Here is a 22,312-nt window from a genome sequence, read left to right as displayed (position 1 = left end):
AGCATCCCGTTAATCGGAGGTCGCTAGTCACCCAAGAATCATAGCGCCGCAACTGGAACCCGCAAACGTCCGCTAACCCACCGAATTGCGGAAGTTTCGCCGCAGTTTCACCGCTTCGGCAGTTCCGCCATCGGATCGACCGGCGCGCGGCCCTTGCGTAGCTCGAAATGCAACTCCGGCCGGTCGGCGAACCCGCTATCACCCGACAACGCGATGGACTGGCCGCGCTTCACCGCCTGGCCGCGCTGGACGAGGATGCGGCTTGCATGGCCGTAGACGCTGGTCCAGCCGTCGCCGTGCTTGACCATCACCAGCCCGCCGAGCCCGGCGACACCGGTCGCGGTGTAGATCACCACGCCGCCGGCGACGGCTTTGATCGGGGTGCCGACCGGGACGGCGATCTTGATGCCGTCGTTGCGCTCGCCGCTGGCGCCGGCGCCAAAGCGCGCGACGATGTTGCCGCTGGCGACGGGCCAGGTGAATGCGCCGTTGAAGGGGCCGGGCGAAGCAATCGGCACGGATGAGGCGAGCGGTGCGCGCACCACGCGCGTCGGGCGCGGCACGGTGTCGCCCTCGGGAATAGCGGGCTCCCCGCCGCCGGTCGCGATGTCGCCGAGGTCGATCCTGAACGCAGCGGCGCGTTCGGCGAGGCTTTGCGGACGCGACGGCTCGTCGCCGGGGATCAGGATGCGGCGGCCCGAGCGCAGCAGATAGGGCTCGCTCAGGTCGTTGGCGGCGATGATGTCGGCCCATTTGACGCCGTAAGCGCGCGCGATCGCAATGCCCGATTCGCCGGGGCGGACGAGGTGATAGCGGCCGCCGGGGATGCTGAGCCGCTGGCCGACGCGGACGACGAAGGGTGGCTGAAGGCCGTTGGCGGCGGCGATGTTCTCCGATCCCGCGCCGGCTCGCTCGGCAATCCCGCGCAGCGTGTCGCCGGGCTCAACGACGTAGGTGGAGTCGGGGACGGTGCGCGCGTCGGGCGTGACCGGGCGAGCGATCCAGGTGGGCGGCGCCTCGGCCGGGGCGGGGACGTCGCCATCGATTCGCTGCGGTTCGTAGCGGTCGGGCGGCGCATCGCGGTTCGAGGGGTAATCCTGCGGCGGCGATCCGGCGTCGGGCGGGCCGTAATCCTGCCCCGGCGGGATGCACCCGGCAAGCGACAGCGCGACGATGATCGACATTCCCGCTTTCCGCATCGCGCCCTCCTTCCGGCGGGGCGAGCATAGCGCGGGCGGGCGAGGAGGCAATTCCTCCGCGGCACCGGCTAGGTGGCGGGCTCCAGCCGGTTGAGTCCCTTGAGATACGGCTGCAGCGCATCGGGGATCGCGACCGATCTGTCTTCCCGCTGATAGTTCTCCATGATCGCGACCATCATCCGGCCAACCACCAGCCCGGAGCCGTTGAGCGTATGGACGAACCGCGTGCCCTTCTCCCCCTCGGGTCGGTAGCGCGCGTTCATGCGGCGCGCCTGGAAATCGGTGCAGGTCGAACAGCTCGAAATCTCGCGGTAGCGCCCCTGGCCGGGCAGCCACACTTCGAGGTCGTAGGTGCGCGCGGCGGAGAAGCCCATGTCGCCAGTGCACAGCTTCATCCGGCGGAACGGCAGCCCGAGCCGGGTGAGCACATCCTCGGCGGCTGCGGTCATCCGCTCGTGCTCGGTCTCGGACTGATCGGGGGCGACGATCGAGACCATCTCCGCCTTCTCGAACTGGTGCTGGCGGATGAAGCCGCGCGTGTCGCGGCCCGCGGCGCCGGCTTCGGAGCGGAAGCACGCGGTGAGCGCGGTGAAGCGCAGCGGCAACTCGGCTTCGCTCAGAATCTTCTCGCGCACGATGTTGGTCAGGCTGACCTCTGCGGTCGGGATCAGCCAGCGCCCGTCGGTGGTCTGGAATAGATCCTCCGCGAACTTGGGCAGCTGGCCGGTGCCGAACATCGCCTCGTCGCGGACGAGCAGCGGGGGCACGACTTCCTCATAGCTATGGTCGCGGGTCAGCACGTCGAGCCCGAACTGGCCGAGCGCTCGGTTGAGCCGGGCGGCGGCGCCGCGCACCAGGGTGAAGCGCGCGCCCGCGAGCGCGACGCCGGTCTCGAAATCGAGGCCGAGCGCAGGACCGATCGCGTCGTGCTCCTTCACTTCGAAGGCGAAGGAGGGCCGTGCGCCATGCTCGGCGATCAATTGATTGTCGTTCTCGTCCGCCCCGTCGGGTACGTCCGCGAGCGGCAGGTTGGGGATCGCCGCGAGTTGCGCATCGAGTGCGTCGCCGACGGCGTTCTCCTCGGCCTCGAGCTCGGGCATCCGGGTTTTGAGCGTCGCCACCTCGGCCATCAGCGCCTGCGCGGTCGCTTCGTCCTTCGCTGCCTTGGCCGCGCCGATCGCCTTCGACGCCTCGTTACGGCGAGTCTGGCCGGCCTGCAGTTCGGTGATCACCGCACGCCGCCGCTCGTCGAGCGCGAGCAACTCGCTCGCCATCGGCGCCAAGCCACGCCGCGCCAGGCCGGCGTCGAACGCTTGCGGATTTTCGCGGATCAGGCGGATGTCGTGCATGGCTCGCGGCTATGCCGAGGCGGGGCGGGGCGCGCAACCCGGCGGGCGGTTGCGGCGTTCTTCCAACGAAACAATCAGGAGATTCGCCCCATGCAACTCGCCCACAACGCGCTCGTCGTCGTCGCCGATGGCCGCAAGGCGCTGTTCCTGCGCAACGAAGGCGACGCCGCCTTTCCTAACCTCATCGTCGAACATGCCGAGAACCATCCGAGCCCCAAGGATCGCGATCAGAAGAGCGACGCGGCGGGCGGCGCTTCCTCGACCCAGAGCGGTGCCGGCGCCCCCCCGGTGGCACAGGGCGGGTCGATGCATGCGCAGGGCGGCGGCGCGCAATTCGCGCCGTCACGCGGAACGATGGGGGAGGTCGATTTCCACCAGCAGGAGGAAGACCGCTTCGCCGCCGACATCGGCGCGATGCTCAAGACTCGCGCGCTCGCCAACGAGTTCGAGTCGCTGATCATCGCCGCGCCCGCCAAGACGCTCGGCGAGCTGCGCAAGCATTACCATGTCGAGGTCGAGAACCGGCTGGCGGGCGAGATCGCCAAGGATCTGACTGGACACCCGATCCTGGAGATCGAGAAGGCGCTGTCGGCGGCGTAACTCCTATCCGTCATGCCGGGCTTGATCCGGCATCCCGCTGCTTTGGTTTCGAAAGCGGGACCTCGGCTCAAGGCCGGGGCGACGAAAAAGGAAAAGGCCCGCGCTCCGGTGGGAACGCGGGCCTTTCTTTATCCTGAGCAGGTCGCCTTACGCGGTGACCATCGTCTTCTTAGCGAACCGCTTGCGCGCGACCAGGGCCGCGGCCGCACCGCCGAACAGGAAGATCATCGGCGGCGCCGGGACCGGAGCGGGCGTGCCGCCGGTCGAGCCGGTCGAGCTGCTGCCGTGCCAGCCGCCGTTCGACGACCAGCCGCCGCTCGAGCCCCAGCCCTTGGACGACGAACCGTAGCTCGACGACGAGGTCGACGAGGCACTCGACTGGTGCTGGTTCTGATCCTGGTTCTGGTTCTGGTTCTGATTTTGGTCCTGGTTTTGATTCTGGCTCTGGTTGTTGCTGTTGTTGTTCGTGTTGCTGTTCTGATTGTTGTCATTGTTATTGTTATTGTTGTTGTTCTGGTTGTTGATGTCGACGTTCGCCCCGCCGGTCGAGGACGAGCTCGACGAAGACGACGAGGTCGATCCGCCCGAGGTTGAGCTGCTGGTCGATCCGCCGCTCGAGCTCGATGTCGACGAGACAACGATGCCGCCCGATGATCCGCCGCCGCCGCCGAAGAAGCCGCCGGCGAAGAACCCGCCGCTGCCGAAGCCGCCGCCCGAGCCGCCAACGACCGTCGCGCCGCCTTCACCGCTCGACCCGACGAATGGGGGCGGGACGGGAAGCGGCGGACCGCCGGCGACCGTCACCATCGCGGGCGGGCACGTCGTCGTGGTCGTCGTCACCACCTTGCGAACGCGAGCGGCGCGCGCTGCGACGGTGCGCTGCGTGCGAACGACTCGCTTCTTGTAGGTGGTCTTGACGTAGCCGGTGCGCGGGGTCTCGGCGACCCGAACGGCACCGCCGCCGACGATCGCGCCGCCGCAAGCGCAGGCGCAAAGTTTAGCCATGGCCATCCGAACAGACATCGCATCACTCTCTCTTTAACCGTATCTGCCCCCACAGAGACGGTGATGGTTCTTCGCAGCTGGCTTGCCGCTATTGGCATAAGCGCAAAACAAAACATTAAGCGCAATCGCGTTAACCAAGAATAATCGCAGAAAACTCATCTTAAGCATTCGGGCTGCGGACCCGCTTTGGTTAACGTATCATTGTGATACGTCGCCATCGTTTCTCACGCGCCGTGGGGGATGCCGACATACTGTCCGAAAGATGAAGGTGGGGTTCACGCCGCGGCAACCTTGAGACGCGTAGAGGCGCTTTCGTTGACCAAGGGCTTGCTGAAATCGCCCCGTCGTCAATTGCTTGTGGAGCCGGTCCGGCGCCGCTATAGGCCCGCCCCAGGGGATGGCCCGACGCGACGGCATGTACCGGAGTCGCGGGTCATGAGGGAGAGCGGGATATGGCGACGGCTTTGAATCGCGTGGACAATTCCAGTTTCGGGATGCCGGCGAACGACGCGGATGACGATTATCGGCCTTCCGCGGACGAACCCTTCATGAATGCGCGCCAGCAGGCGTATTTCCGTGAGAAGCTGTTGCGCTGGAAGGACGCGATCCACCGCGAGGCCGAAGCGACGCTGTCGCAGCTCCAGGTCGAGCCATTGCGTGAGGCCGACCTCACCGACCGGGCGTCGAGCGAAACCGATTGGTCGATCGAACTCCGCACTCGCGATCGTCAGCGCAAGCTGATCGCCAAGATCGACGCCGCCCTGCGGCGCATCGAAGAGGGCGAATATGGCTATTGCGAAGTGACCGGCGAGCCGATCTCGCTCGGCCGGCTCGAGGCGCGGCCGATCGCGACGATGACGGTCGAGGCGCAGGAGCGCCACGAGCGCAACGAGAAGATCTCCCGCGAGGATTGAGCGCGACGATCGCCGCGCAGGCTTAACGCTTTCGACAATATTTTGGGCCTATGCGGGCGTGACCGGCACATGTCGCCGTTCGGACAGGATGCATGGACCAGTTTCCAAAAGACAGTTTCGTTCCCCAACCGAGCGATGCGACGGCGCAGCGCGGCAAGCCGCGCGACAGCCTGTTTCTCGTCGCCGAGGTTCGGATCGACGGGCGGCTGGAATCGAGCCAGGTTCGCGTTCGCAACTTGTCGAGCGGCGGGCTGATGGCCGACTATCCGCATCCGGTCGATATCGGCACGGCCGTCGAGGTTGAGCTGCGCGGCATCGGCAAGATCAATGGTGAAATCGCCTGGACCGCGGCGGGCCGCATCGGCGTTTCGTTCGAGCATCCGATCGACCCGATGCAAGCGCGCAAGCCGGTGGGCGTGCCCAAGAGCGCGCCGACCAAAGACCGGCCGATCAAACCGATATTGTAAATCGGCCGCCCCGGTCGAAACCGGGGCGCCTTTGTCGGTCGCTAGAGCCCGGCGATCGCTTCCTTCACTCGCAATTTCTGCTTCTTGAGGTCCGCCAGGATCCGCGTGTCGGGTGCGGGGCGGTGGCTCTCGGCGATGATCTGCCGGTCCAGCACATTGTGCTTCGTCTCAAGAGCCGAAAGATGCGGGTTCTGCATGGGAGCGACCTCCTTCAGTCGGGCGGGGGATGCGAATAGAACACTTTAATCGTTAAAAGTCGCCATCGATTTCGTTTGCGAATCGACATGTCGCATCGTTTTGCCGATGACCGGAAAAATCCGCGGGGGCAGCCGGAGAGGTGATGGAGGAAGCGCAGATCGTGAAGCGGCTCGACTCGCTCCGGACCGAGCATCGCGATCTCGATTCGGCGATCGACGCGTTGCGCGCGCTGGGCTCGAGCGACCAGCTCCAGATCGCCCGGCTCAAGAAGCGCAAGCTCGCGCTTCGCGACGAAATCAGCGCACTCGAGGATCAGTTAATCCCCGACATCATTGCCTAATTTTAACGATGATCGAAAACGGGACGCGAAAGCGGTGTTGCCGCGCTTGCGGGCGCTCGCGTTTCCGGCGACGGTGGCTGCCATGCCAGGAGCTGTCACCAACGCGCGGATCCACCGCCGGCTGATCGATTCGCTCTATGTCGAGGCGATGCTGCTCGCCGACGAGGCACGCGGTTACTTCGACCAGGGCGCACGGATCGAGCGCGAGGCGCTCGACCCGCTGGGACGTGTGACGTTCAGCTGCGAGTCGCTCAAGGTTACCACTCGGCTGATGCACATCATCGCCTGGCTGTTGACTCAACGCGCGGTGGATTCGGGCGAGCTGACTCCGCGCGATGCGCTCGATCCAGCAAGGCGGCTGGGCGATGCGCCGGTGACCGAGGATGCCGTGCTGGCGCAAATGCCGGCCGAGGCGCGCGCGCTGATCGAATCGAGCATCGATCTCCACCGCCGAGTCGCCAAGCTCGACGAGGCGCAGGCCGAACCGCATCCGTCCGATAGTCCGGTGCAGCATATGCAGGCGCGGCTGGCGATGGCGTTTTAGGCGAAGCGCCGGGCGGCGTCAGCCGGCCCGACTGGCGCAAGCCCGGCCGGCCTCGCGCAGCGAGGTCCGACGACGCGAATTCACTTCGCGGGACTTTCTCTCAGCCATCCCCCAGCAACTCCACGATCAGCTCCCCAATCCGTGCATGCACCGGATTGCGCGCCATCGCATCATCCCCGGGGCCCGCCGGTAACGAACACGGTGACGAACATCGGCTTGCTCGGGTCACCTCCCGCCGGCCAGATCAATGCGACTTCGTTGTTGCTGTTATGCCCACCGGCCCCGGTCTTGTCGCCGATCGCCCAGGTCGCGGGCAGGCCCTTGAGGAGCTTTTCGGTCCCTGTGGTGTTGTTGGCGAGCCAGAACAGCAGTAGCTTGCGCGACTCTGGGCTTAACACCGAACCGAAGGTCAGCCGCCGCAGCGTGTCGAGCATCGCAGCCGGCATCGTCGTGTCGCGCGGGTCGCCGGGCGTGCCTTCGTTGAGCGCCGTTTCCGTGCGGTCGAGCCGCGTGACGGCGTCGCCGGTTGAGCGCAGCCAGCGCGTCAGCGCGGCCGGCCCGCCCATCGTATCGAGCAACAGGTTGGCGGCGGTGTTGTCGCTCAGGATCATGGCCGCTTCGCATAGGTCGCGGATTCGCAACTTGCCGCCGGCATGATCGCGCGTGGTCGGCGAATTGGGCAGGATGCCGGTCGCCGGGATCGGCAGCACGCGTTCGAGCCGCTCGCGCCCATGATCGACTCGGCTCAGGATCATCCCAGTGAGCAGCACCTTGAACGTACTGCACATCGGGAAGCGTTCGGCCGCGCGCCATGCGGCGTTTCGACCGGTGACGGGATCGATCAGTTGCAGCCCGATCCGCGCGCCGGGGCCGATCCCTACTTCGAGCTTGCGGGCGCCGGCGAGGAAGCGAGCGCGAGGATCGCGGCGGGTAGCCGCAGGCAGCAACAGCGCGGCCGAGCCGGTCATGACGACCGCTCGCCGCGTGAAGGTCACAGCGCCAGCCTCGCGCGCGCAGCCTTGTATTCCACCTCCAGCCGGTCGACGCGCACCGCGACGGATTCGATCTTGTCGACCACGCCGATCCCCTGGCCCGATCCCCAGATATCCTTCCATGCCTTGGCCTTGCTCGAATTGCCGCCGCCGAAGTTCATCGTGCTGAGGTCGCCTTCGGGCAGGTGATCGGGGTCCATTCCCGCAGCGATGATCGATCCGCGCAGGTAGTTGCCGTGCACGCCGGTGAACAGGTTCGAATAGACGATGTCGGACGCCTTGCTGCCGACGATTTCCTGCTTGTAGGCATCGACGGCGTTCGCCTCATCCGTGGCGATGAACGGCGAGCCGATATAGGCGAGGTCGGCGCCAATCGCTTGGCACCCGAGCACTGCGCCGCCGGTCGCGATCGACCCCGACAAGGCGAGCGGCCCGTTGAACCATAAGCGGATTTCCTGGACGATCGCGAACGGCGACAGCCGCCCGGCGTGCCCCCCGGCGCCCGCCGCAACCGCGATCAGCCCGTCGGCGCCTTTTTCGATCGCTTTGCGCGCGAACCGGTCGTCGATGATGTCGTGGAGCGTGATCCCGCCCCAGCCATGTACCGCGGTGTTGAGCTCCTCGCGCGCGCCGAGCGACGTGATCACGATCGGCACTTGCCACTTGGCGCACGTCATCAAGTCGGCTTCGAGCCGGTCGTTCGACTTGTGCACGATCTGATTGACTGCGAACGGCGCGGCGGGGCGTTCGGGATGGTCGCGATTGTGCGCCGCCAGCTCCTCAGTGATGCGGTGCAGCCATTCGTCGAGCTGCGCCTGCGGCCGCGCGTTTAGCGCGGGAAACGAGCCGACGATTCCGGCCTTGCACTGCGCGATGACCAGCTCCGGCCCCGAGATGATGAACAGCGGCGACCCGATCACGGGCAGGCGCAAGCGATCGAACAAAGGCGGCAGGCTCATGTCGGTTTGATAGCGCAACCGCAACGACTGTCCAGCGCTCGGCGCGCCGTTTCGAAATGACGGTACGGAATCCCTCGCTGAGGGGCGCGCCATCCATTTGCCATTCACGTCGGAGGCGTTATGGCGCGACAATACACCGCCACACGAGGCTCCCCTTGATGAAGCTTGCCGCCGCCGCCGTCGCCCTGACGCTCACCACCGCCGTCCCGGCGCTCGCTGCCGGCGCGCGGCTGCCGACCGACGTCGCGCCGATCGCGTACGACATCACGATCGATCCGAATGCGCAGGCGATGAGCTTTACCGGCAGCGAGACGGTGACGGTAAACGTCCGCAAGGCGACGCGGACGATCGTGCTCAACGCCGCCGACCTCCAGATCAGCCGCGCTACGATCGATGGCCGTGCGGTGACGTTCAAGCTCGACAACGCGGCGCAGCAACTGACGCTGACGCTACCTGCGGCGGCCAAGGCCGGCCTCCACACGATCGCCTTCGCCTGGACCGGCAAGATCAACGAGTCCGCGGCCGGCTTCTTCGCGATCGACTACACCAATGACGATGGTTCGAAGGCGCGGATGCTCGCGACTCAGTTCGAGGCCCCAGATGCGCGCCGGTTCGCGCCGATGTGGGACGAGCCGAGCTTCAAGGCCAAGTTCACGCTCCACGCGGTCGCGCCAAAGGGCCAGCTCGCTTTCTCGAACATGCCTGCGCTGGTGACGAAGCGCACCGACGGCACCCAGCTCTACAATTTCCGTCAGTCGCCAGTGATGTCGAGCTACCTGCTGTTCCTCGGCATGGGCGACATGGAGCGCAAGACGGTGATGTCGGGCAAGACCGAGATCGGCGTCATCACCCGCAAGGGCGTGTCCGACCAGGGCGACTATGCGCTCGCCTCGGCCAAGCGCTTGCTGGCCTATTATAACGACTATTTCGGCCAGCCTTATCCGCTGCCCAAGCTCGATATGATCGCAGGACCTGGCACCAGCCAGTTCTTCGGCGCGATGGAGAATTGGGGCGCGATCTTCTATTTCGAGCCCGAATTGCTGTTCGACAAGAAGCGCTCGACCGAGAGCGACAAGCAGCGGATCTTCGTCGTCGTCGCGCACGAAATGGCGCATCAATGGTTCGGCGACCTCGTCACGATGAGCTGGTGGGATGACCTCTGGCTCAACGAAGGCTTCGCGTCGTGGATGGAGAACAAGTCGTCGGAGGACCTGAACCCCGACTGGTTCGCGCGCGAATCGGCGGTGGCGTTCGACCGTGAAGCCGCGATCGGCGCCGACGCGACCGCGGCGACTCATCCAATCATCCGCCACGTCGAGACCGTCGACCAGATCGGCCAGGCGTTCGATTCAATTACCTACCAGAAGGGCGAAGCCGTGATCCGAATGATTGAATCGACGCTCGGCCCCGACAAGTTCCGCGCGGGCATCCGCCGCTACATGGCCAAGTACAAGTACGGCAACACCGAGACGGACATGCTGTGGAGCGAGCTCGAGTCCGCGTCGGGGATGCCGGTCAAGGGCTTCGCACACGACTTCACCCTCCAGGGCGGGGTGCCGATGATCACGGTCACCGACGCGACTTGCAGCGGCGGGCAAACGACGGTGATGCTCGACCAGGGGCGGTTCGGGCTCGACGCCGCCTCGAAGAAGCTGCAGCTGTGGCAAGTCCCGCTGCGGATCGCGACGATCGGCGGCGCGGTGACTACGACCGAGGTCAAGAACGCCAAGCCATATGCGGTCGCGGTCGCGGGGTGCGAACCGGTCGTCGTCAACCTCGGCAAGGGCAGCTATGCGCGCATTCGCTACGGCGCGCCAGCGCATGCGGCATTGGTGCGCGCGTTCGGCAAGCTTTCGCTCGCCGACCAGCTCGGTACGCTCGGCGACGATTTCGCGCTGGCGCTGTCGGGGGACCAGGACTTCTCGACCTATGCGGCGACGCTCGATGCGGTGGGCGGCGATGCCAACCCGCTCGAATGGTCGATGGTGTCGGGCGAGCTCGGCTCGCTCGCCGGCCTCTATCGCGATACGCCACTCCAGCAGCGGATCGAGGCGCTGGCGATCGCCAAGCTTGGGCCCGTGCTCGCAAAGATCGGCTACGAGCAGCGCGAGGGTGAATCGCCCCTCGTCACCAATCTGCGCGAAGGATTGGTCGGGCGATTGGGCGCGGCGGGCGATCCCGACGTGCTCACGCGAGCGCGCGCCTATTTCGCCAAGCTCAAGACCGACCCCCAGGCGATCCCGCCGGCAATCCGCCAGCCGATCCTCGGCACGTTCGCGGTCAACGCGACCTCGGCCGAATGGGAGGATCTGCTCGCGCTGACGAAGGTGGAGACGAATCCGGTGGTCAAGAACGGCTATATCCGCCTGCTCGGTGCGGCGCGCGATCCGGCGCTTGCGGCGCGCGCGCTCGAGTTGATCAAGGGCGACGTGCTGACCGCGCAACAGAAGCCGACAATCCTGCGCGCGGTGGCGGGCGGCCACCCCGATATGGCGTTCGACTTCGCGGTCGCCAATGCCGAGCTGGTCAATAGCGTGCTTGAGGCGAGCACCCGCGCCGGCTTCATCGTCAGCCTCGGCGCCGGGTCGAACGATCCGGCGATGCCGGGCAAGATCACTGCATACGCCGAGAAGAACCTGCCCGAAGCGGCCCGCGGCGGCGCCAAGCGCGCGCTGTCGTCGATCGCGGTGCGCAAAGCGGTGGCGGATCGGCTGCGCCCGGGTGTGACGAGCTGGGCTGGGCAGTAACCGACCCGCTTTTGCGAGCGTAGCGAAGCAATGTATCGTCCAGCGCGCCGCTGGATTGCTTCGCTGCGCTCGCAAGGGCGAGTGTCTTAGTCGATCCGCTTCACTGTGTTGGCGAAGCGGCGGGCATTGGCGATGTAATGCTCCGCCGACGCCTTGAGAAACGCGCGCTTGTCGGCGTCGAGCGTCCGAATCGCGCGAGCCGGGCTCCCAATGATCAAGCTGCCCGGCGCGAAGCTCTTGCCCTCGGTGACGAGCGCGTTGGCGCCGATCACGCATTCGTCGCCGATCACTGCCTGGTTGAGCAATGTCGCGCCCATTCCGACCAGCACGCGGTCGCCCACCGTACAGCCATGCAGGATCGCGTGGTGTCCGATCGTGCAGTCCGCGCCGATTGTCAGCGGCACGCCGTAGTCGGAATGCAGCATCGATCCATCCTGGACGTTGGTGCCGGTGCCGACGGCGATTTGCGATGTATCGCCGCGGATGACGGTACCGAACCACACCCCGACATTGTCGCCGAGCACGACCTCACCGATGACATGCGCGTCGGGCGCGATCCACACGCCTTGGCCGATCCGCGGGACTTTGCCGTCGAGTTCGTAGATGGGCATGGGGCTCTTGTAGCCGTAACGACGATCCAGCATAACCCTTCGTCATGCCGGACTTGATCCGGCATCCCGCTTCTTTCGACTAGACAGCGGGACCGCGGCTCACGGCCGGGGCGACGGTAAAGAGGCCAGAGCGTCGGTCACCGCCTCAACCAATTCCCGCCGGCAAATCAGCAAATCGTGGACGTAAGTGTCGTCACAATTATAGACCAGCGGCGTGCCGTCGAGCCGGGCGCAGTGCAGCCCTGCCGCGAACGCCACGGCGACCGGCGCCGCCGAATCCCATTCATGCTGACCACCCGAATGCAAATAGATGTCGGCAATTCCGCGCACCACCGCCATCGCCTTGGCGCCCGCCGATCCCATCGGCACCAATTCGGCGCCGATCGCTTCAGCGACCGCGACCGCCTCGGCGGCGGGGCGCGTGCGGCTCACCACCATGCGCGGCGGATCGTTGAGCGGCGCCAGGGCAGGGGGCGCGTCGGAGCGCAGCACCAGCCCGGCGTCGGGCAACGCCACCGCGCCGAGCTCGGGGCGACCGTCGATGCACAGCGCGACATGTACCGCCCAATCGTCGCGCCGCTCGCCATATTCGCGCGTGCCGTCGACCGGATCGATGATCCACGTCCGGGACTTGAGGAGCCGCGTGCCGTCGCACTTGCGCTCCTCCGACAGCAACCCGTCGTCGGGCCGCGCGCTCGTGATCGCGTGACACAGCAGATCGTTCGCCGCCGCATCCCCAGCCTTGCCGAGTTCCTTCGCGTCCCAGTCGCGCGACGCGCGGACTTCCTGCAGCAGCTTGCCCGCCGCGACCGCGATCTCGGCGGCGAAGTCCGCATCGGGCGACGTCCAGTTCACAAATCGGGACTCCACACGCCCATGATGTATTCGACAATCCGCTCGGCGGCGGCTTCGGGCGTCTCGCGCGTGGTGTCGATATGGATGTCGGGGCGCTCGGGGGTCTCATACGGGCTTGAGATGCCGGTGAACTGCGCGATCTCGCCCAGCCGCGCTTTTTTGTAGAGGCCCTTCACGTCGCGCGCCTCGGCGACATCGAGCGGGGTGTCGACGAAGATTTCGACGAACTCGCCCTCGGGCAGCATCGCGCGGACCAGGTCACGTTCGGCGCGGAATGGCGAGATGAAGGCGGTCAGCACGATCAGCCCCGCATCGGTCATCAGCCGCGCGACCTCGCCCACGCGGCGGATATTCTCGACCCGGTCGGCATCGTTGAATCCCAGGTCCTTGTTGAGCCCATGCCGGACATTGTCGCCGTCGAGCAGGTAGCTGTGCCGCCCGAGCGCGTAGAGCTTGCGTTCCACCAGATTGGCGATCGTCGATTTGCCCGATCCCGAAAGCCCGGTGAACCATAGCAGCTTGGGGTGTTGGCCCTTCTGCTGCGCGTGCGCCTCGCGCGTGATGTCGATCGCTTGCCAGTGCACGTCGCGAGAGCGGCGCAGCGCGAAGTGCAGCATCCCCGCGGCGACCGTGGCGTTGGTCACCTTGTCGATCAGGATGAACCCGCCAAGCTCGCGGTTGTCGACATAGGGCTCGAACACCAAGGGCTTGTCGGTGGCGAGGTTGGCAACACCGATCGCGTTCAGGTCGAGCGTCTTGGCGGCGAGCTGCTCCATCGTATTGACGTTGATCTGGTATTTCGGCGGCTGGACTTGCGCGGTGACGGTCTGGCTCGACAGCTTGAGCCAATAACCGCGCCCGGGGAGCAACGGCTCGTCTGCCATCCATACGATCGTCGCTTCGAACTGGTCGGCGACTTGCGGCGGATCGCCCGCAGCGGCGATCACGTCGCCGCGCGAGCAGTCGATCTCGTCGGCCAGCGTCAGCGTCACCGACTGGCCGGCGACCGCCTGATCGAGGTCGCCGTCGAACGTGACGATCCGCTCGACTCGCGTCGTCTTGCCCGACGGCAGAATGCGCACCGCATCGCCGGGCGCGACCGTGCCGCTCGCGATCGTTCCGGCGAACCCGCGAAAATCGAGGTTGGGGCGGTTGACCCATTGCACCGGCAGGCGGAACGGCCGGGTCCGGTCGGCGTCGCTATCGATTGCGACGCTTTCGAGATGCTCGATCAGCGTCGGGCCGGCATACCAAAGCGTGTTGGCCGATAGCGAAGCGACGTTGTCCCCCTTGAATCCGGAAATCGGAATCGCCGTGGATCGCTCGATCCCGATGCTCTTCGCGAACTCGGCATAATCGGCGACGATCGCGTCGAACGTCGCCCGGTCATACCCCACCAAGTCCATCTTGTTCACCGCGAGCACGATGCGGCGGATGCCGATCAGGTGCGCGAGGTACGAATGGCGCCGCGTCTGAGTCAGCACCCCCTTGCGCGCATCGACTAGGATCACCGCGAGGTCGGCGGTCGACGCGCCGGTGACCATGTTGCGGGTATATTGCTCGTGCCCCGGCGTATCGGCGACGATGAACTTGCGCTTCTCGGTCGCGAAGAAGCGATAGGCGACGTCGATCGTGATGCCTTGCTCGCGCTCCGCCGCAAGGCCATCGACGAGGAGGGCGAAGTCGATCTCGCCGCCTTGCGTGCCGACGCGCTTGCTGTCCGCTTCGAGCGCGGCGAGCTGATCGTCGAAGATCATCTTGCTGTCGTAGAGCAGCCGCCCGATCAGCGTCGACTTGCCGTCATCGACCGACCCGCACGTGATGAAGCGCAGCAACGTCTTGCGCTGATGCTGCGCGAGATACGCGTCGATATCCGAGGCGATCAGCGCGTCGGGGCGGTAGGCAGGGGTCATAGTCTCCTCCCGCTTGCGGAACTGGTTAGGGGTGGGCCAGTCTCTAGCGGTGCGGGCTGAAATGACAGGCCCACCCCCAGACCCTCCCGCAAGCGGGAGGGGAGAAGTAGCGAGCGCGTCAAAAATACCCCTCCTGCTTCTTCTTCTCCATCCCGGCACCACCCGCATCCTTGTCGATCGCTCGGCCCTGGCGTTCGCTCGTCGTCGCCAGCAGCATTTCCTGGATCACCTCGGACAAAGTCGACGCCTCGCTCTCGACCGCGCCCGTGAGCGGATAGCAGCCGAGCGTGCGGAACCGGATCGAGCGCTCGACCGGCACCTCGCCCGGCGCGAAGCGAAAGCGCTCGTCATCGACCATCAACAGCATCCCGTCGCGCTCCACCGTCGGCCGCGGCGCGGCGAAATAGAGCGGGACGATCTCGATCCGCTCGAGCTGGATATATTGCCAGACGTCGAGCTCGGTCCAGTTCGACAGCGGGAACACCCGGATGCTTTCCCCCTTGGCCTTGCGCGCGTTGTAGAGGCTCCAAAGCTCGGGCCGCTGGTTCTTCGGATCCCAGCGGTGCGACGCCGATCGGAACGAGAAGACGCGTTCCTTCGCGCGCGCCTTCTCCTCGTCGCGCCGCGCACCGCCGAACGCGACGTCGAAGCCGTGCCGGTCGAGCGCTTGCTTGAGCCCCTCGGTCTTCCAGAGATCGGTGTGGAGCGCGCCGTGATCGAACGGGTTGATCCCGCGCGCGAGGGCATCGGGATTGTGGTGGACGATCAGCTCCATCCCCGCCTCGCGCGCCGCCTTGTCGCGGAGCGCGTACATGTCGCGAAACTTCCACGTCGTGTCGACATGGAGCAGCGGGAAGGGCGGGGGCGAAGGGTAGAACGCCTTGCGCGCGAGGTGCAGCATCACCGCCGAGTCCTTGCCCGCCGAATAGAGCATCACCGGACGTTCCGCTTCGGCGACCACCTCGCGCAGAATACGCACGCTCTCCGCCTCCAGCCGCTGCAGGTGCGTGAGCGGAGCGGGTGCCGCGCCGTCGCTCCGCTGCCGTGCCGCCATGCTGTTGGTGATCCCGTCCACGCCGTCTCCATAGCGGGCTCCTGCGCGAAGGCACCCCAGCGCTTCTTTAGCGCTGCAAAGCCGTGCTGCGTAGGATTTACGACGACGACGCCGCGGACCGCTTCCTGACGCATTGGAACGTTGCCCGACCGGCACGCCCGGCGTTGCAATTCCCCGACCTCGCGATTCTTCCGCCCGACGGGCCCGATGAGTCGAGCCGCGTCAGGCTGGCCGCACAACGCCAGCTCGACGTTCGCCCCCTCGACATGCCGGGGAGGCAACCTTTCGCGCCGGCGGTCGCGCCTGGACCTGCTCGCTCGCGGCCGGTGACGCTTTGGCGCAGCTTGCGAGCGACCGCGCGACTGGGGTCGGCGAACTCGCCCGGCGGCTTGCGGAAGCGGCAGCTACGGACTTGAAGCGCCAACTCACCGCACGCCGGCGTGCTGCTGGTCGAATGATGTCGCGACAAAGAAATGGCGGACTCGCTAGGCGCGAACGCAGGACCCCTGCCGCGGTGGCGGGGATCCGATGCAAGGCGGGCTTAGCGACGCCTGTACCGCATCCGGCGATAGGCGGCGCCGCGACCGGTCGCGGCGTCCCCCTTCGCTTCACGCCCAGCTTGTCATCTTGGTCTCGAGGTTCTGGCGCACCGCCTCGAAGAACTGCTCGGTTGTCATCCACGCTTGATCGGGGCCGATCAACAGCGCGAGATCCTTGGTCATCTTGCCGCTCTCGACGGTTTCGATGCACACTTTTTCGAGCTCCTCGGCGAAGCGAGTCACGTCGGGCGTGCCGTCGAACTTGCCGCGATACTTGAGCCCGCCGGTCCAGGCGAAGATCGAGGCGATCGGGTTGGTCGAGGTCGCCTTGCCCTGCTGGTGCTGGCGATAATGGCGCGTGACGGTGCCGTGCGCCGCCTCCGCCTCGACGGTCTTGCCGTCGGGCGAGAGCAGGACCGACGTCATCAGTCCAAGCGAGCCGAACCCTTGCGCGACCTGATCCGACTGGACGTCGCCGTCGTAATTCTTGCACGCCCAGACGAACTCGCCGCTCCACTTGAGCGCGGAGGCGACCATGTCGTCGATCAAGCGGTGCTCGTAGACGATGCCCGCTTCCTTGAACTTGTCGGCGAACTCGGCCTCGAACACTTCGGCGAACAGGTCCTTGAAGCGGCCGTCATAAGCCTTGAGGATGGTGTTCTTCGTCGACAGGTACACCGGCCATTTGAGGTTGAGGCCGTAATGCATCGACGCGCGCGCGAAATCGCGGATCGAATCGTCGAGATTGTACATCCCCATCGCGACGCCCGAGCTCTTGAAGTCGAACACGTCGAAATCGAGCGTCTCGCCATTGTCACCCTGCCACGTCATCGTCAGCTTGCCGGGCCCGGGCACGCGGAAGTCGGTCGCGCGGTACTGGTCGCCAAAGGCATGGCGGCCGACGACGATCGGCTTGGTCCAACCGGGAATAAGCCGCGGCACATTCGAGATAACGATCGGCTCGCGGAAGATCGTGCCGCCCAGGATGTTGCGGATCGTGCCGTTGGGCGACTTCCACATCTTCTTGAGCCCGAACTCCTCGACTCGCGCCTCGTCGGGCGTGATCGTCGCGCACTTGACCGCCACGCCATATTTCTGCGTCGCGTGCGCGGCGTCGATCGTCACCTGGTCGTCGGTCGCGTCGCGATGCTCAATGCCGAGGTCGTAATAATCGAGGTCGATGTCCAGATACGGCTTGATCAGGCGCTCGCGGATCCATTCCCAGATGATCCGAGTCATTTCGTCGCCGTCGATCTCCACCACGGGCGTCTTCACCTTGATCTTGGCCATGCTCTGCTTTCCTGAAGGGAGGGAATTTGGTCGCGCGTCTAGGAGGAAGCGGGGAGGAGGGTCAAGCGTGGCGCCGGTACCGATTCGGTCTCGTCGGGAGCCGGGTCGAGACGGCGAAAGTTCCCAAAGGTCACGGTACGTCCACGCGGGAATGCGACGAATTGATGCATCGTCCGAAGTCGCTGAGCCCTGCTCCCGTCGAGGATGATGCCGATCACCGGCAGAACATATCAGAAACAATGACCTGTAGGAAAGCGCGGATTGTGCGGGGCGGGGGGAGAGGGTAAACGCCGCCGATGCCTTCGATCGATCCGCCGGAAATCGGCACGCCCACGGTAAAATGGCGGTTTCCCGCCATGCATCCCGAGGGGCAGCGTTACGTTGCCATCGTCGCAGTCGCGGCATTGATTGCGCTGATCTTCTCTGCGTTGCGTATCCTGTTTTGGCCGCTCGTGTTCCTGACGGTGTTCGTCGCCGCGTTCTTTCGTGATCCGATCCGCGTGACGCCCAAGGGCGACGGGTTGGTTGTTGCGCCCGCCGACGGCCTGATCACGATGATCCAGCCGATGTTGCCGCCGCCTGAGCTGGCGATCCTCGGCACCGCGCCGCTCACCCGCGTGTCGATCTTCATGAGCGTGTTCGACGTTCACGTGAACCGCACGCCGATTGCGGGCACGATCCGCCGCGTCGTCTATATCTCGGGTAAGTTCCTTAGCGCCGACCTCGACAAAGCGAGCGAGGAGAACGAACGCCAGCACATCGTCGTCGAAGGCAAAGACGGCCGGCTGATCGGCTTCACCCAGATCGCCGGGCTGGTCGCGCGGCGGATCGTCGCGTTCGTCAAGGAAGGCGACATGATCGCCGCCGGCCAGCGCGTTGGATTGATCCGCTTCGGCAGCCGCGTCGACGTCTTCCTTCCCGCCGACACCGTGCCGCAAGTGATGCTCGGCCAACGCTCGATCGCCGGCGAGACGATCCTCGGCAAGGTCGGCGGCGACGCGATGAGCGGCGTCACGCAATGAGGCCGCCGCGGCGCTTGCGCGATCGGGCGCCGCAGGGGCTGCCGTTGCGCGCGGTGACGCCCAACGCGCTGACCGCGCTGGCGCTGTGTTCCGGGCTCACTGGGGTGCGGTTCGCGATCGGCGATGCCAACGGCTCGAACTGGCAGCTCGCGGTGGTGATGATCCTCGTCGCGAGCGCGCTCGACGGAGTCGACGGGCAAGTCGCGCGAATGTTGCGCGGGACCAGCCGGTTCGGCGCCGAGCTCGATTCGCTCTCGGACGCGATCTCGTTCGGCGTCGCGCCGGCGCTGATCCTCTATCTCTGGTCGCTGGTCGGCTCGCCCAAGTTCGGATGGGTCTGCGCGCTGCTGTTCGCGGTGTTCTGCGCGCTACGGCTGGCGCGGTTCAACGCCGCGATCGACGCGTCCGAACAACCGCGCAAGGCCGCGGGCTACCTGACCGGAATTCCGGCGCCCGCGGGAGCGATCGGCGCGATGCTGCCGATGTATCTGTGGTTCATCACCGGCGAATGGTATTTCCGCTCGCCCTGGCTGGTCGCGCCGTGGGTCGCGTTCGTCGCGGTGCTGATGGTGTCGAGCGTCCCCACGTTTGGCTGGTCGTCGATCCGTCTTCGCCGCCGAATCCGTTTCGAGGCCCTGGTGGTGATCGTCGCGATCGGGGCGGCGCTGGTGTCCGCGCCATGGCCCACACTGGTCGTCGTCTGCCTAGCCTATCTAGCGACGATCCCGCTCAGCATCGCGAGCTACCGAAAAGTCAGGCGGCAGCGCGCCAGTATGACGGCTGCGCCACCGGTCGCACCGTAACGCGCAAGGTCGAAGCGCGGCGCGGCGGGAGCGGCGGCAAGCTCGATGCGACGCCTTGGCCCGACAGCGCGGCCTGGATTTTGGGCAGCGCGGGGACGATCGTGGCGTACAGGACGAAACCCGCAGCGCTCAGCGCACCGGCGAACATCAGAACAGCGACAAACGTGAGCATTTCGGAACTCCCCTTCGGCCGGATCCGGAAACCCGACAGAGAATCAACGACTTGCCGATTCACTTGGTTCCATGTCCTGTTGATGATCGCTATATGTTCTATGGATGTTCCGATCGTCAAGCGAAAAATGAGAACAAAGGAGGAATTAACTTGCGTCGGATCGGCTTACCCGCCGAGTCAGCCCATCCCAACGATGTGGCCGTGGATGACTGACGCATATCCTAGCAGAGCCAGGTAATGGCCGTTCAAGTGGTTACAAAATAGCCGTTAATCACTATATCAGGAGAAGGCCGGCGCGATATTGGAGCGCGCCTTCTCATGACCCCGAGAAGATTCATTCGCCATTGGGAGCGAGTCTTGCAGCGACCGCTGACGGCCGACGAGCGTGCCGCGGTGAACCTCGCGCGGCTTGCCTGTACGACCGGAAAGCGCGATACGGTAAAGGCAATGCGCGTCGCTCTCGATCACGCGCGCGCGATTTCGATCTGACGTGCCGCGACGGGCGCACGAGGGTTGCGCTCGCCCTGCACATCGACTAGGGGCCGCGCCTCAACCCGCATGGGAAGCAACATAACCCGGTGCCAGGCAAGCTGTCTGGTTCCCGCTTCCCAGAGGCTCAACCGGAAGGAGTTATCCCTATGGCGGCACCTGTCGTCACCATGCAGCAGCTCATCGAGACTGGTGCGCACTTCGGACACCAGACTCACCGCTGGAACCCGAAGATGAAACCCTACATTTTCGGCGACCGCAACGGCGTCCACATCCTCGACCTGTCGCAGACCGTGCCGCTGTTCGCGCGCGCGCTCGACTTCGTCAGCTCGTCGGTCGCCGCCGGCGGCAAGGTGCTGTTCGTCGGCACCAAGCGCCAGGCGCAGGATCCGATCGCCGACGCCGCGCGCCGTTCGGGCCAGCATTTCGTCAACCATCGCTGGCTGGGCGGCATGCTCACCAACTGGAAGACGATCAGCAATTCGATCAAGCGCCTCAAGACGCTCGAGGAGCAGCTGTCGGGCGACACGGTCGGCCTGACCAAGAAGGAAGTCCTTCAGCTCACGCGCGAGAAGGACAAGCTCGAAATGTCGCTCGGCGGCATCCGCGACATGGGCGGCGTGCCCGACGTAATGTTCGTGATCGACGCCAACAAGGAAGAGCTGGCGATCAAGGAAGCCAACACGCTCGGCATCCCGGTCGTCGCGATCCTCGATTCGAACGTCTCGCCCGACGGCATCGCCTTCCCGGTGCCGGCGAACGACGATGCGGCGCGCGCGATCCGCCTGTATTGCGAAGCGATCGCCATCGCCGCGACTCGTGGCGGGCAGGATCGCCAGGCCGCGTCGGGCGTCGATCTCGGCGCGCAGGTGGAGGCGCCGGTCGAAGAAGCGCTGACCGTCGAGCCGGCGACCGAGGCTCCCGCCGAAGCAGCTGCCGAGCCGGTTGCCGAAGCGCCTGCCGAGGTCGCTGCCGAGCCGGCTCCCACGCCTGCGCCGAAGAAGGCTAAGGCCACCAACGCCGAAGCGCCTGCCGAGCCGACTCCGGTCGAAGCCGTCGAAGCCGTCGCCGACGGTGAGACCGCGCCGGCCGCCGAGATGGAAGCCGCGGCCGAGCCCAAGCTCGACGCTTAATTAGAGGCTTCGACAAGCCTTTCACCGTTCGTGCTGAGCTTGTCGAAGCACTGTCTTTCTCCCGAACGGAAGAAGGGCGGCCCTTCGACAGGCTCAGGGCGAACGGTTTTTGCTAGAAGGATGTAGAGATGGCCGATATCACGGCAGCGATGGTCAAGGACCTGCGCGAGAAGAGCGGCGCGGGCATGATGGATTGCAAGAAGGCGCTGAACGAGACCAACGGCGACATGGACGCCGCGATCGATTGGCTGCGCACCAAAGGCCTCGCGGCCGCCGCCAAGAAGTCGAGCCGCACCGCGGCCGAGGGCCTTGTCGGCGTCGCGGTCAGCGGCACCAAGGGTGCGGCGGTCGAGGTCAATTCGGAAACCGACTTCGTTGCCAAGAACGACCAGTTCCAGGCCTTCGTCCGCGACGTGACGCTGGTCGCGCTCAACGAAGGCGACGACATCGCGACGATCAAGGCGGCGAGCATGGGCGGCAAGACCGTCGAGGAAGTGCTGACCAACAACATCGCGACGATCGGCGAGAACCAGAATTTGCGCCGCGCCAAGCGGCTCGAAGTCAGCCAAGGCGCCGTCGTGCCCTATGTCCACAACGCGCAAGCGCCGGGGCTCGGCAAGATCGGCGTGCTCGTCGCACTCGAGAGCAGCGCCCCGACCGACGCGCTCGAGGCGCTCGGCAAGCAGCTCGCGATGCACATTGCCGCGGCGTTCCCGCTGGCGCTCGACGAGAGCGGGCTCGACCAGGACCTGATCGAGCGCGAGCGCGCGATCGCGACGGAAAAGGCATCCGAAAGCGGCAAGCCCGCCGACATCATCGCCAAGATGGTCGAGGGCGGGATTGCCAAGTACCGCAAGGAAAACGCGCTGGTCAGCCAGCTATTCGTGATGGACGGCAAGACCCCGATCGCGACCGTGGTGGCGAACGCCGCCAAGGAAGCGGGCGTCGAGATCAAGCTGGTGGACTATGTCCGCTTCCAGCTCGGCGAAGGCATCGAGAAGGAAGAGAGCGACTTCGCCGCCGAAGTCGCCGCCGCCTCGGGCGTGCCGCAGCCAGCGTAAGCCGGTAGCTGAAGTCAAAAGGAAAGGGCGGCGGCACCAATGCGGTGCCGCCGCCC

22 protein-coding genes and 1 pseudogene are annotated in these 22,312 nt (G+C 65.8%); 11 read left to right on the top strand and 12 right to left on the bottom strand.

Translation table 11 applies throughout. The features are described from left to right. Positions 1–107: 107 nt before the first annotated feature. Together VH326_RS04590 and serS are read right to left on the bottom strand one after the other, a co-directional pair. Positions 108–1,199: a M23 family metallopeptidase gene (locus tag VH326_RS04590; RefSeq protein ID WP_329630608.1), complete on the bottom strand. Its 1,092-nt coding sequence runs from the start codon at positions 1,197–1,199 to the stop codon at positions 108–110. A gap of 68 nt (positions 1,200–1,267) precedes the next feature. Then, a complete protein-coding gene (serS, locus tag VH326_RS04585) occupies positions 1,268–2,548 on the bottom strand; it encodes a serine--tRNA ligase (protein ID WP_329630607.1) in 1,281 nt (426 codons plus the stop codon). 90 nt (positions 2,549–2,638) lie between these two features. Between serS and VH326_RS04580 the strand changes: the two genes are divergently transcribed. Beyond that, positions 2,639–3,148, top strand: a complete 510-nt coding sequence (locus VH326_RS04580) for a host attachment family protein (protein WP_329630606.1) — start codon at positions 2,639–2,641, stop codon at positions 3,146–3,148. 147 nt (positions 3,149–3,295) lie between these two features. Here the strand turns inward: VH326_RS04580 and VH326_RS04575 are convergent, their stop codons facing one another. Then, on the bottom strand, positions 3,296–4,153 hold the full coding sequence (locus VH326_RS04575) for a hypothetical protein (protein WP_329630605.1): 858 nt from the start codon (positions 4,151–4,153) through the stop codon (positions 3,296–3,298). Between the two features lie 452 nt (positions 4,154–4,605). On the opposite strand from VH326_RS04575, the gene dksA reads away from it, so the two are divergent. After that, positions 4,606–5,067: an RNA polymerase-binding protein DksA gene (dksA, locus tag VH326_RS04570; RefSeq protein WP_329630604.1), complete on the top strand. Its 462-nt coding sequence runs from the start codon at positions 4,606–4,608 to the stop codon at positions 5,065–5,067. 92 nt (positions 5,068–5,159) lie between these two features. Then, positions 5,160–5,534, top strand: coding sequence for a PilZ domain-containing protein (locus tag VH326_RS04565; protein WP_329630603.1), 375 nt, complete (start codon positions 5,160–5,162; stop codon positions 5,532–5,534). A gap of 41 nt (positions 5,535–5,575) precedes the next feature. On the opposite strand, the gene VH326_RS04560 is transcribed toward VH326_RS04565, so the two are convergent. Beyond that, complete coding sequence (locus VH326_RS04560) at positions 5,576–5,731, bottom strand: YdcH family protein (protein WP_329630602.1); 156 nt, start codon at positions 5,729–5,731, stop codon at positions 5,576–5,578. Positions 5,732–5,874: 143 nt separating this feature from the next. Here VH326_RS04560 and VH326_RS04555 point away from each other — a divergent pair, with 143 nt between their 5' ends. Together VH326_RS04555 and VH326_RS04550 are read left to right on the top strand one after the other, a co-directional pair. Then, positions 5,875–6,072, top strand: coding sequence for a YdcH family protein (locus VH326_RS04555; RefSeq protein ID WP_329630601.1), 198 nt, complete (start codon positions 5,875–5,877; stop codon positions 6,070–6,072). A gap of 82 nt (positions 6,073–6,154) precedes the next feature. Continuing rightward, positions 6,155–6,616 (top strand): DUF1465 family protein, encoded by a 462-nt coding sequence (locus VH326_RS04550; protein WP_329630794.1) that lies wholly within the window; start codon positions 6,155–6,157, stop codon positions 6,614–6,616. Between the two features lie 170 nt (positions 6,617–6,786). Here VH326_RS04550 and bla read toward each other — a convergent pair whose 3' ends face one another. Together bla and VH326_RS04540 are read right to left on the bottom strand one after the other, a co-directional pair. Continuing rightward, positions 6,787–7,584 carry a class A beta-lactamase gene (gene bla, locus VH326_RS04545; protein WP_329630600.1) on the bottom strand — a complete coding sequence of 266 codons (798 nt, stop codon included), beginning with the start codon at positions 7,582–7,584 and terminating at the stop codon, positions 6,787–6,789. 23 nt (positions 7,585–7,607) lie between these two features. After that, entirely contained in the window at positions 7,608–8,567 is a 960-nt protein-coding gene (locus VH326_RS04540; protein ID WP_329630599.1) for a nitronate monooxygenase family protein, read from the bottom strand. 158 nt (positions 8,568–8,725) lie between these two features. Between VH326_RS04540 and VH326_RS04535 the strand changes: the two genes are divergently transcribed. Next, complete coding sequence (locus VH326_RS04535) at positions 8,726–11,314, top strand: M1 family metallopeptidase (RefSeq protein WP_329630598.1); 2,589 nt, start codon at positions 8,726–8,728, stop codon at positions 11,312–11,314. A gap of 86 nt (positions 11,315–11,400) precedes the next feature. Here the strand turns inward: VH326_RS04535 and VH326_RS04530 are convergent, their stop codons facing one another. The 5 genes from VH326_RS04530 to VH326_RS04510 all read right to left on the bottom strand — a co-directional run bounded on the left by VH326_RS04530 (position 11,401) and on the right by VH326_RS04510 (position 17,576). Continuing rightward, complete coding sequence (locus tag VH326_RS04530; protein ID WP_329630597.1) at positions 11,401–11,925, bottom strand: gamma carbonic anhydrase family protein; 525 nt, start codon at positions 11,923–11,925, stop codon at positions 11,401–11,403. 99 nt (positions 11,926–12,024) lie between these two features. Next, positions 12,025–12,780 carry a 3'(2'),5'-bisphosphate nucleotidase CysQ gene (locus VH326_RS04525; RefSeq protein ID WP_329630596.1) on the bottom strand — a complete coding sequence of 252 codons (756 nt, stop codon included), beginning with the start codon at positions 12,778–12,780 and terminating at the stop codon, positions 12,025–12,027. After that, positions 12,777–14,693 (bottom strand): sulfate adenylyltransferase subunit CysN, encoded by a 1,917-nt coding sequence (cysN, locus tag VH326_RS04520; protein WP_329630595.1) that lies wholly within the window; start codon positions 14,691–14,693, stop codon positions 12,777–12,779. Before cysN ends, VH326_RS04525 begins: the two co-directional genes overlap by 4 nt. 118 nt (positions 14,694–14,811) lie before the next feature. Continuing rightward, positions 14,812–15,747 carry a sulfate adenylyltransferase subunit CysD gene (gene cysD, locus VH326_RS04515; RefSeq protein WP_329630793.1) on the bottom strand — a complete coding sequence of 312 codons (936 nt, stop codon included), beginning with the start codon at positions 15,745–15,747 and terminating at the stop codon, positions 14,812–14,814. 608 nt (positions 15,748–16,355) lie between these two features. Continuing rightward, positions 16,356–17,576, bottom strand: a complete 1,221-nt coding sequence (locus VH326_RS04510) for an NADP-dependent isocitrate dehydrogenase (protein WP_329630594.1) — start codon at positions 17,574–17,576, stop codon at positions 16,356–16,358. A gap of 296 nt (positions 17,577–17,872) precedes the next feature. Here VH326_RS04510 and VH326_RS04505 point away from each other — a divergent pair, with 296 nt between their 5' ends. Both VH326_RS04505 and VH326_RS04500 read left to right on the top strand, forming a co-directional pair. Next, complete coding sequence (locus tag VH326_RS04505; protein WP_329630593.1) at positions 17,873–18,598, top strand: phosphatidylserine decarboxylase; 726 nt, start codon at positions 17,873–17,875, stop codon at positions 18,596–18,598. Then, a complete protein-coding gene (locus tag VH326_RS04500) occupies positions 18,595–19,401 on the top strand; it encodes a phosphatidylcholine/phosphatidylserine synthase (protein ID WP_329630592.1) in 807 nt (268 codons plus the stop codon). The genes VH326_RS04505 and VH326_RS04500 overlap by 4 nt, the downstream gene beginning before the upstream one ends. Here VH326_RS04500 and VH326_RS04495 read toward each other — a convergent pair. Further along, positions 19,352–19,573: a hypothetical protein gene (locus tag VH326_RS04495; RefSeq protein WP_329630591.1), complete on the bottom strand. Its 222-nt coding sequence runs from the start codon at positions 19,571–19,573 to the stop codon at positions 19,352–19,354. The two genes, VH326_RS04500 and VH326_RS04495, sit on opposite strands and share 50 nt — an antisense overlap. 357 nt (positions 19,574–19,930) lie before the next feature. On the opposite strand from VH326_RS04495, the gene VH326_RS04490 reads away from it, so the two are divergent. The 3 genes and pseudogenes from VH326_RS04490 (at position 19,931) to tsf (ending at position 22,256) form a co-directional block, all read left to right on the top strand. Beyond that, positions 19,931–20,062, top strand: a complete 132-nt coding sequence (locus tag VH326_RS04490) for a hypothetical protein (RefSeq protein ID WP_329630590.1) — start codon at positions 19,931–19,933, stop codon at positions 20,060–20,062. Positions 20,063–20,211: 149 nt separating this feature from the next. After that, a pseudogene (rpsB, locus tag VH326_RS04485) lies at positions 20,212–21,024 on the top strand (30S ribosomal protein S2); the annotation flags it as partial. Positions 21,025–21,323: 299 nt separating this feature from the next. Next, complete coding sequence (gene tsf / locus VH326_RS04480) at positions 21,324–22,256, top strand: translation elongation factor Ts (RefSeq protein ID WP_329630589.1); 933 nt, start codon at positions 21,324–21,326, stop codon at positions 22,254–22,256. Positions 22,257–22,312 lie beyond the last annotated feature (56 nt).

The organism is Sphingomonas sp. (assembly GCF_036269755.1).
GTDB lineage: Bacteria > Pseudomonadota > Alphaproteobacteria > Sphingomonadales > Sphingomonadaceae > Sphingomonas.
Note: the sequence above shows the minus strand (reverse complement) of the source record. Positions and strands in the feature narration are given on the sequence as shown.

Coding starts and splice junctions, on each gene's coding strand:
- VH326_RS04590 (WP_329630608.1), bottom strand. CDS start 1,199: ATGCGGAAAGCGGGAATGTCGATCATCGTCGCGCTGTCGCTTGCCGGG.
- serS (WP_329630607.1), bottom strand. CDS start 2,548: ATGCACGACATCCGCCTGATCCGCGAAAATCCGCAAGCGTTCGACGCC.
- VH326_RS04580 (WP_329630606.1), top strand. CDS start 2,639: ATGCAACTCGCCCACAACGCGCTCGTCGTCGTCGCCGATGGCCGCAAG.
- VH326_RS04575 (WP_329630605.1), bottom strand. CDS start 4,153: ATGGCTAAACTTTGCGCCTGCGCTTGCGGCGGCGCGATCGTCGGCGGC.
- dksA (WP_329630604.1), top strand. CDS start 4,606: ATGGCGACGGCTTTGAATCGCGTGGACAATTCCAGTTTCGGGATGCCG.
- VH326_RS04565 (WP_329630603.1), top strand. CDS start 5,160: ATGGACCAGTTTCCAAAAGACAGTTTCGTTCCCCAACCGAGCGATGCG.
- VH326_RS04560 (WP_329630602.1), bottom strand. CDS start 5,731: ATGCAGAACCCGCATCTTTCGGCTCTTGAGACGAAGCACAATGTGCTG.
- VH326_RS04555 (WP_329630601.1), top strand. CDS start 5,875: ATGGAGGAAGCGCAGATCGTGAAGCGGCTCGACTCGCTCCGGACCGAG.
- VH326_RS04550 (WP_329630794.1), top strand. CDS start 6,155: ATGCCAGGAGCTGTCACCAACGCGCGGATCCACCGCCGGCTGATCGAT.
- bla (WP_329630600.1), bottom strand. CDS start 7,584: ATGACCGGCTCGGCCGCGCTGTTGCTGCCTGCGGCTACCCGCCGCGAT.
- VH326_RS04540 (WP_329630599.1), bottom strand. CDS start 8,567: ATGAGCCTGCCGCCTTTGTTCGATCGCTTGCGCCTGCCCGTGATCGGG.
- VH326_RS04535 (WP_329630598.1), top strand. CDS start 8,726: ATGAAGCTTGCCGCCGCCGCCGTCGCCCTGACGCTCACCACCGCCGTC.
- VH326_RS04530 (WP_329630597.1), bottom strand. CDS start 11,925: ATGCCCATCTACGAACTCGACGGCAAAGTCCCGCGGATCGGCCAAGGC.
- cysN (WP_329630595.1), bottom strand. CDS start 14,693: ATGACCCCTGCCTACCGCCCCGACGCGCTGATCGCCTCGGATATCGAC.
- cysD (WP_329630793.1), bottom strand. CDS start 15,747: ATGGCGGCACGGCAGCGGAGCGACGGCGCGGCACCCGCTCCGCTCACG.
- VH326_RS04510 (WP_329630594.1), bottom strand. CDS start 17,576: ATGGCCAAGATCAAGGTGAAGACGCCCGTGGTGGAGATCGACGGCGAC.
- VH326_RS04505 (WP_329630593.1), top strand. CDS start 17,873: ATGCCTTCGATCGATCCGCCGGAAATCGGCACGCCCACGGTAAAATGG.
- VH326_RS04500 (WP_329630592.1), top strand. CDS start 18,595: ATGAGGCCGCCGCGGCGCTTGCGCGATCGGGCGCCGCAGGGGCTGCCG.
- VH326_RS04495 (WP_329630591.1), bottom strand. CDS start 19,573: ATGCTCACGTTTGTCGCTGTTCTGATGTTCGCCGGTGCGCTGAGCGCT.
- tsf (WP_329630589.1), top strand. CDS start 21,324: ATGGCCGATATCACGGCAGCGATGGTCAAGGACCTGCGCGAGAAGAGC.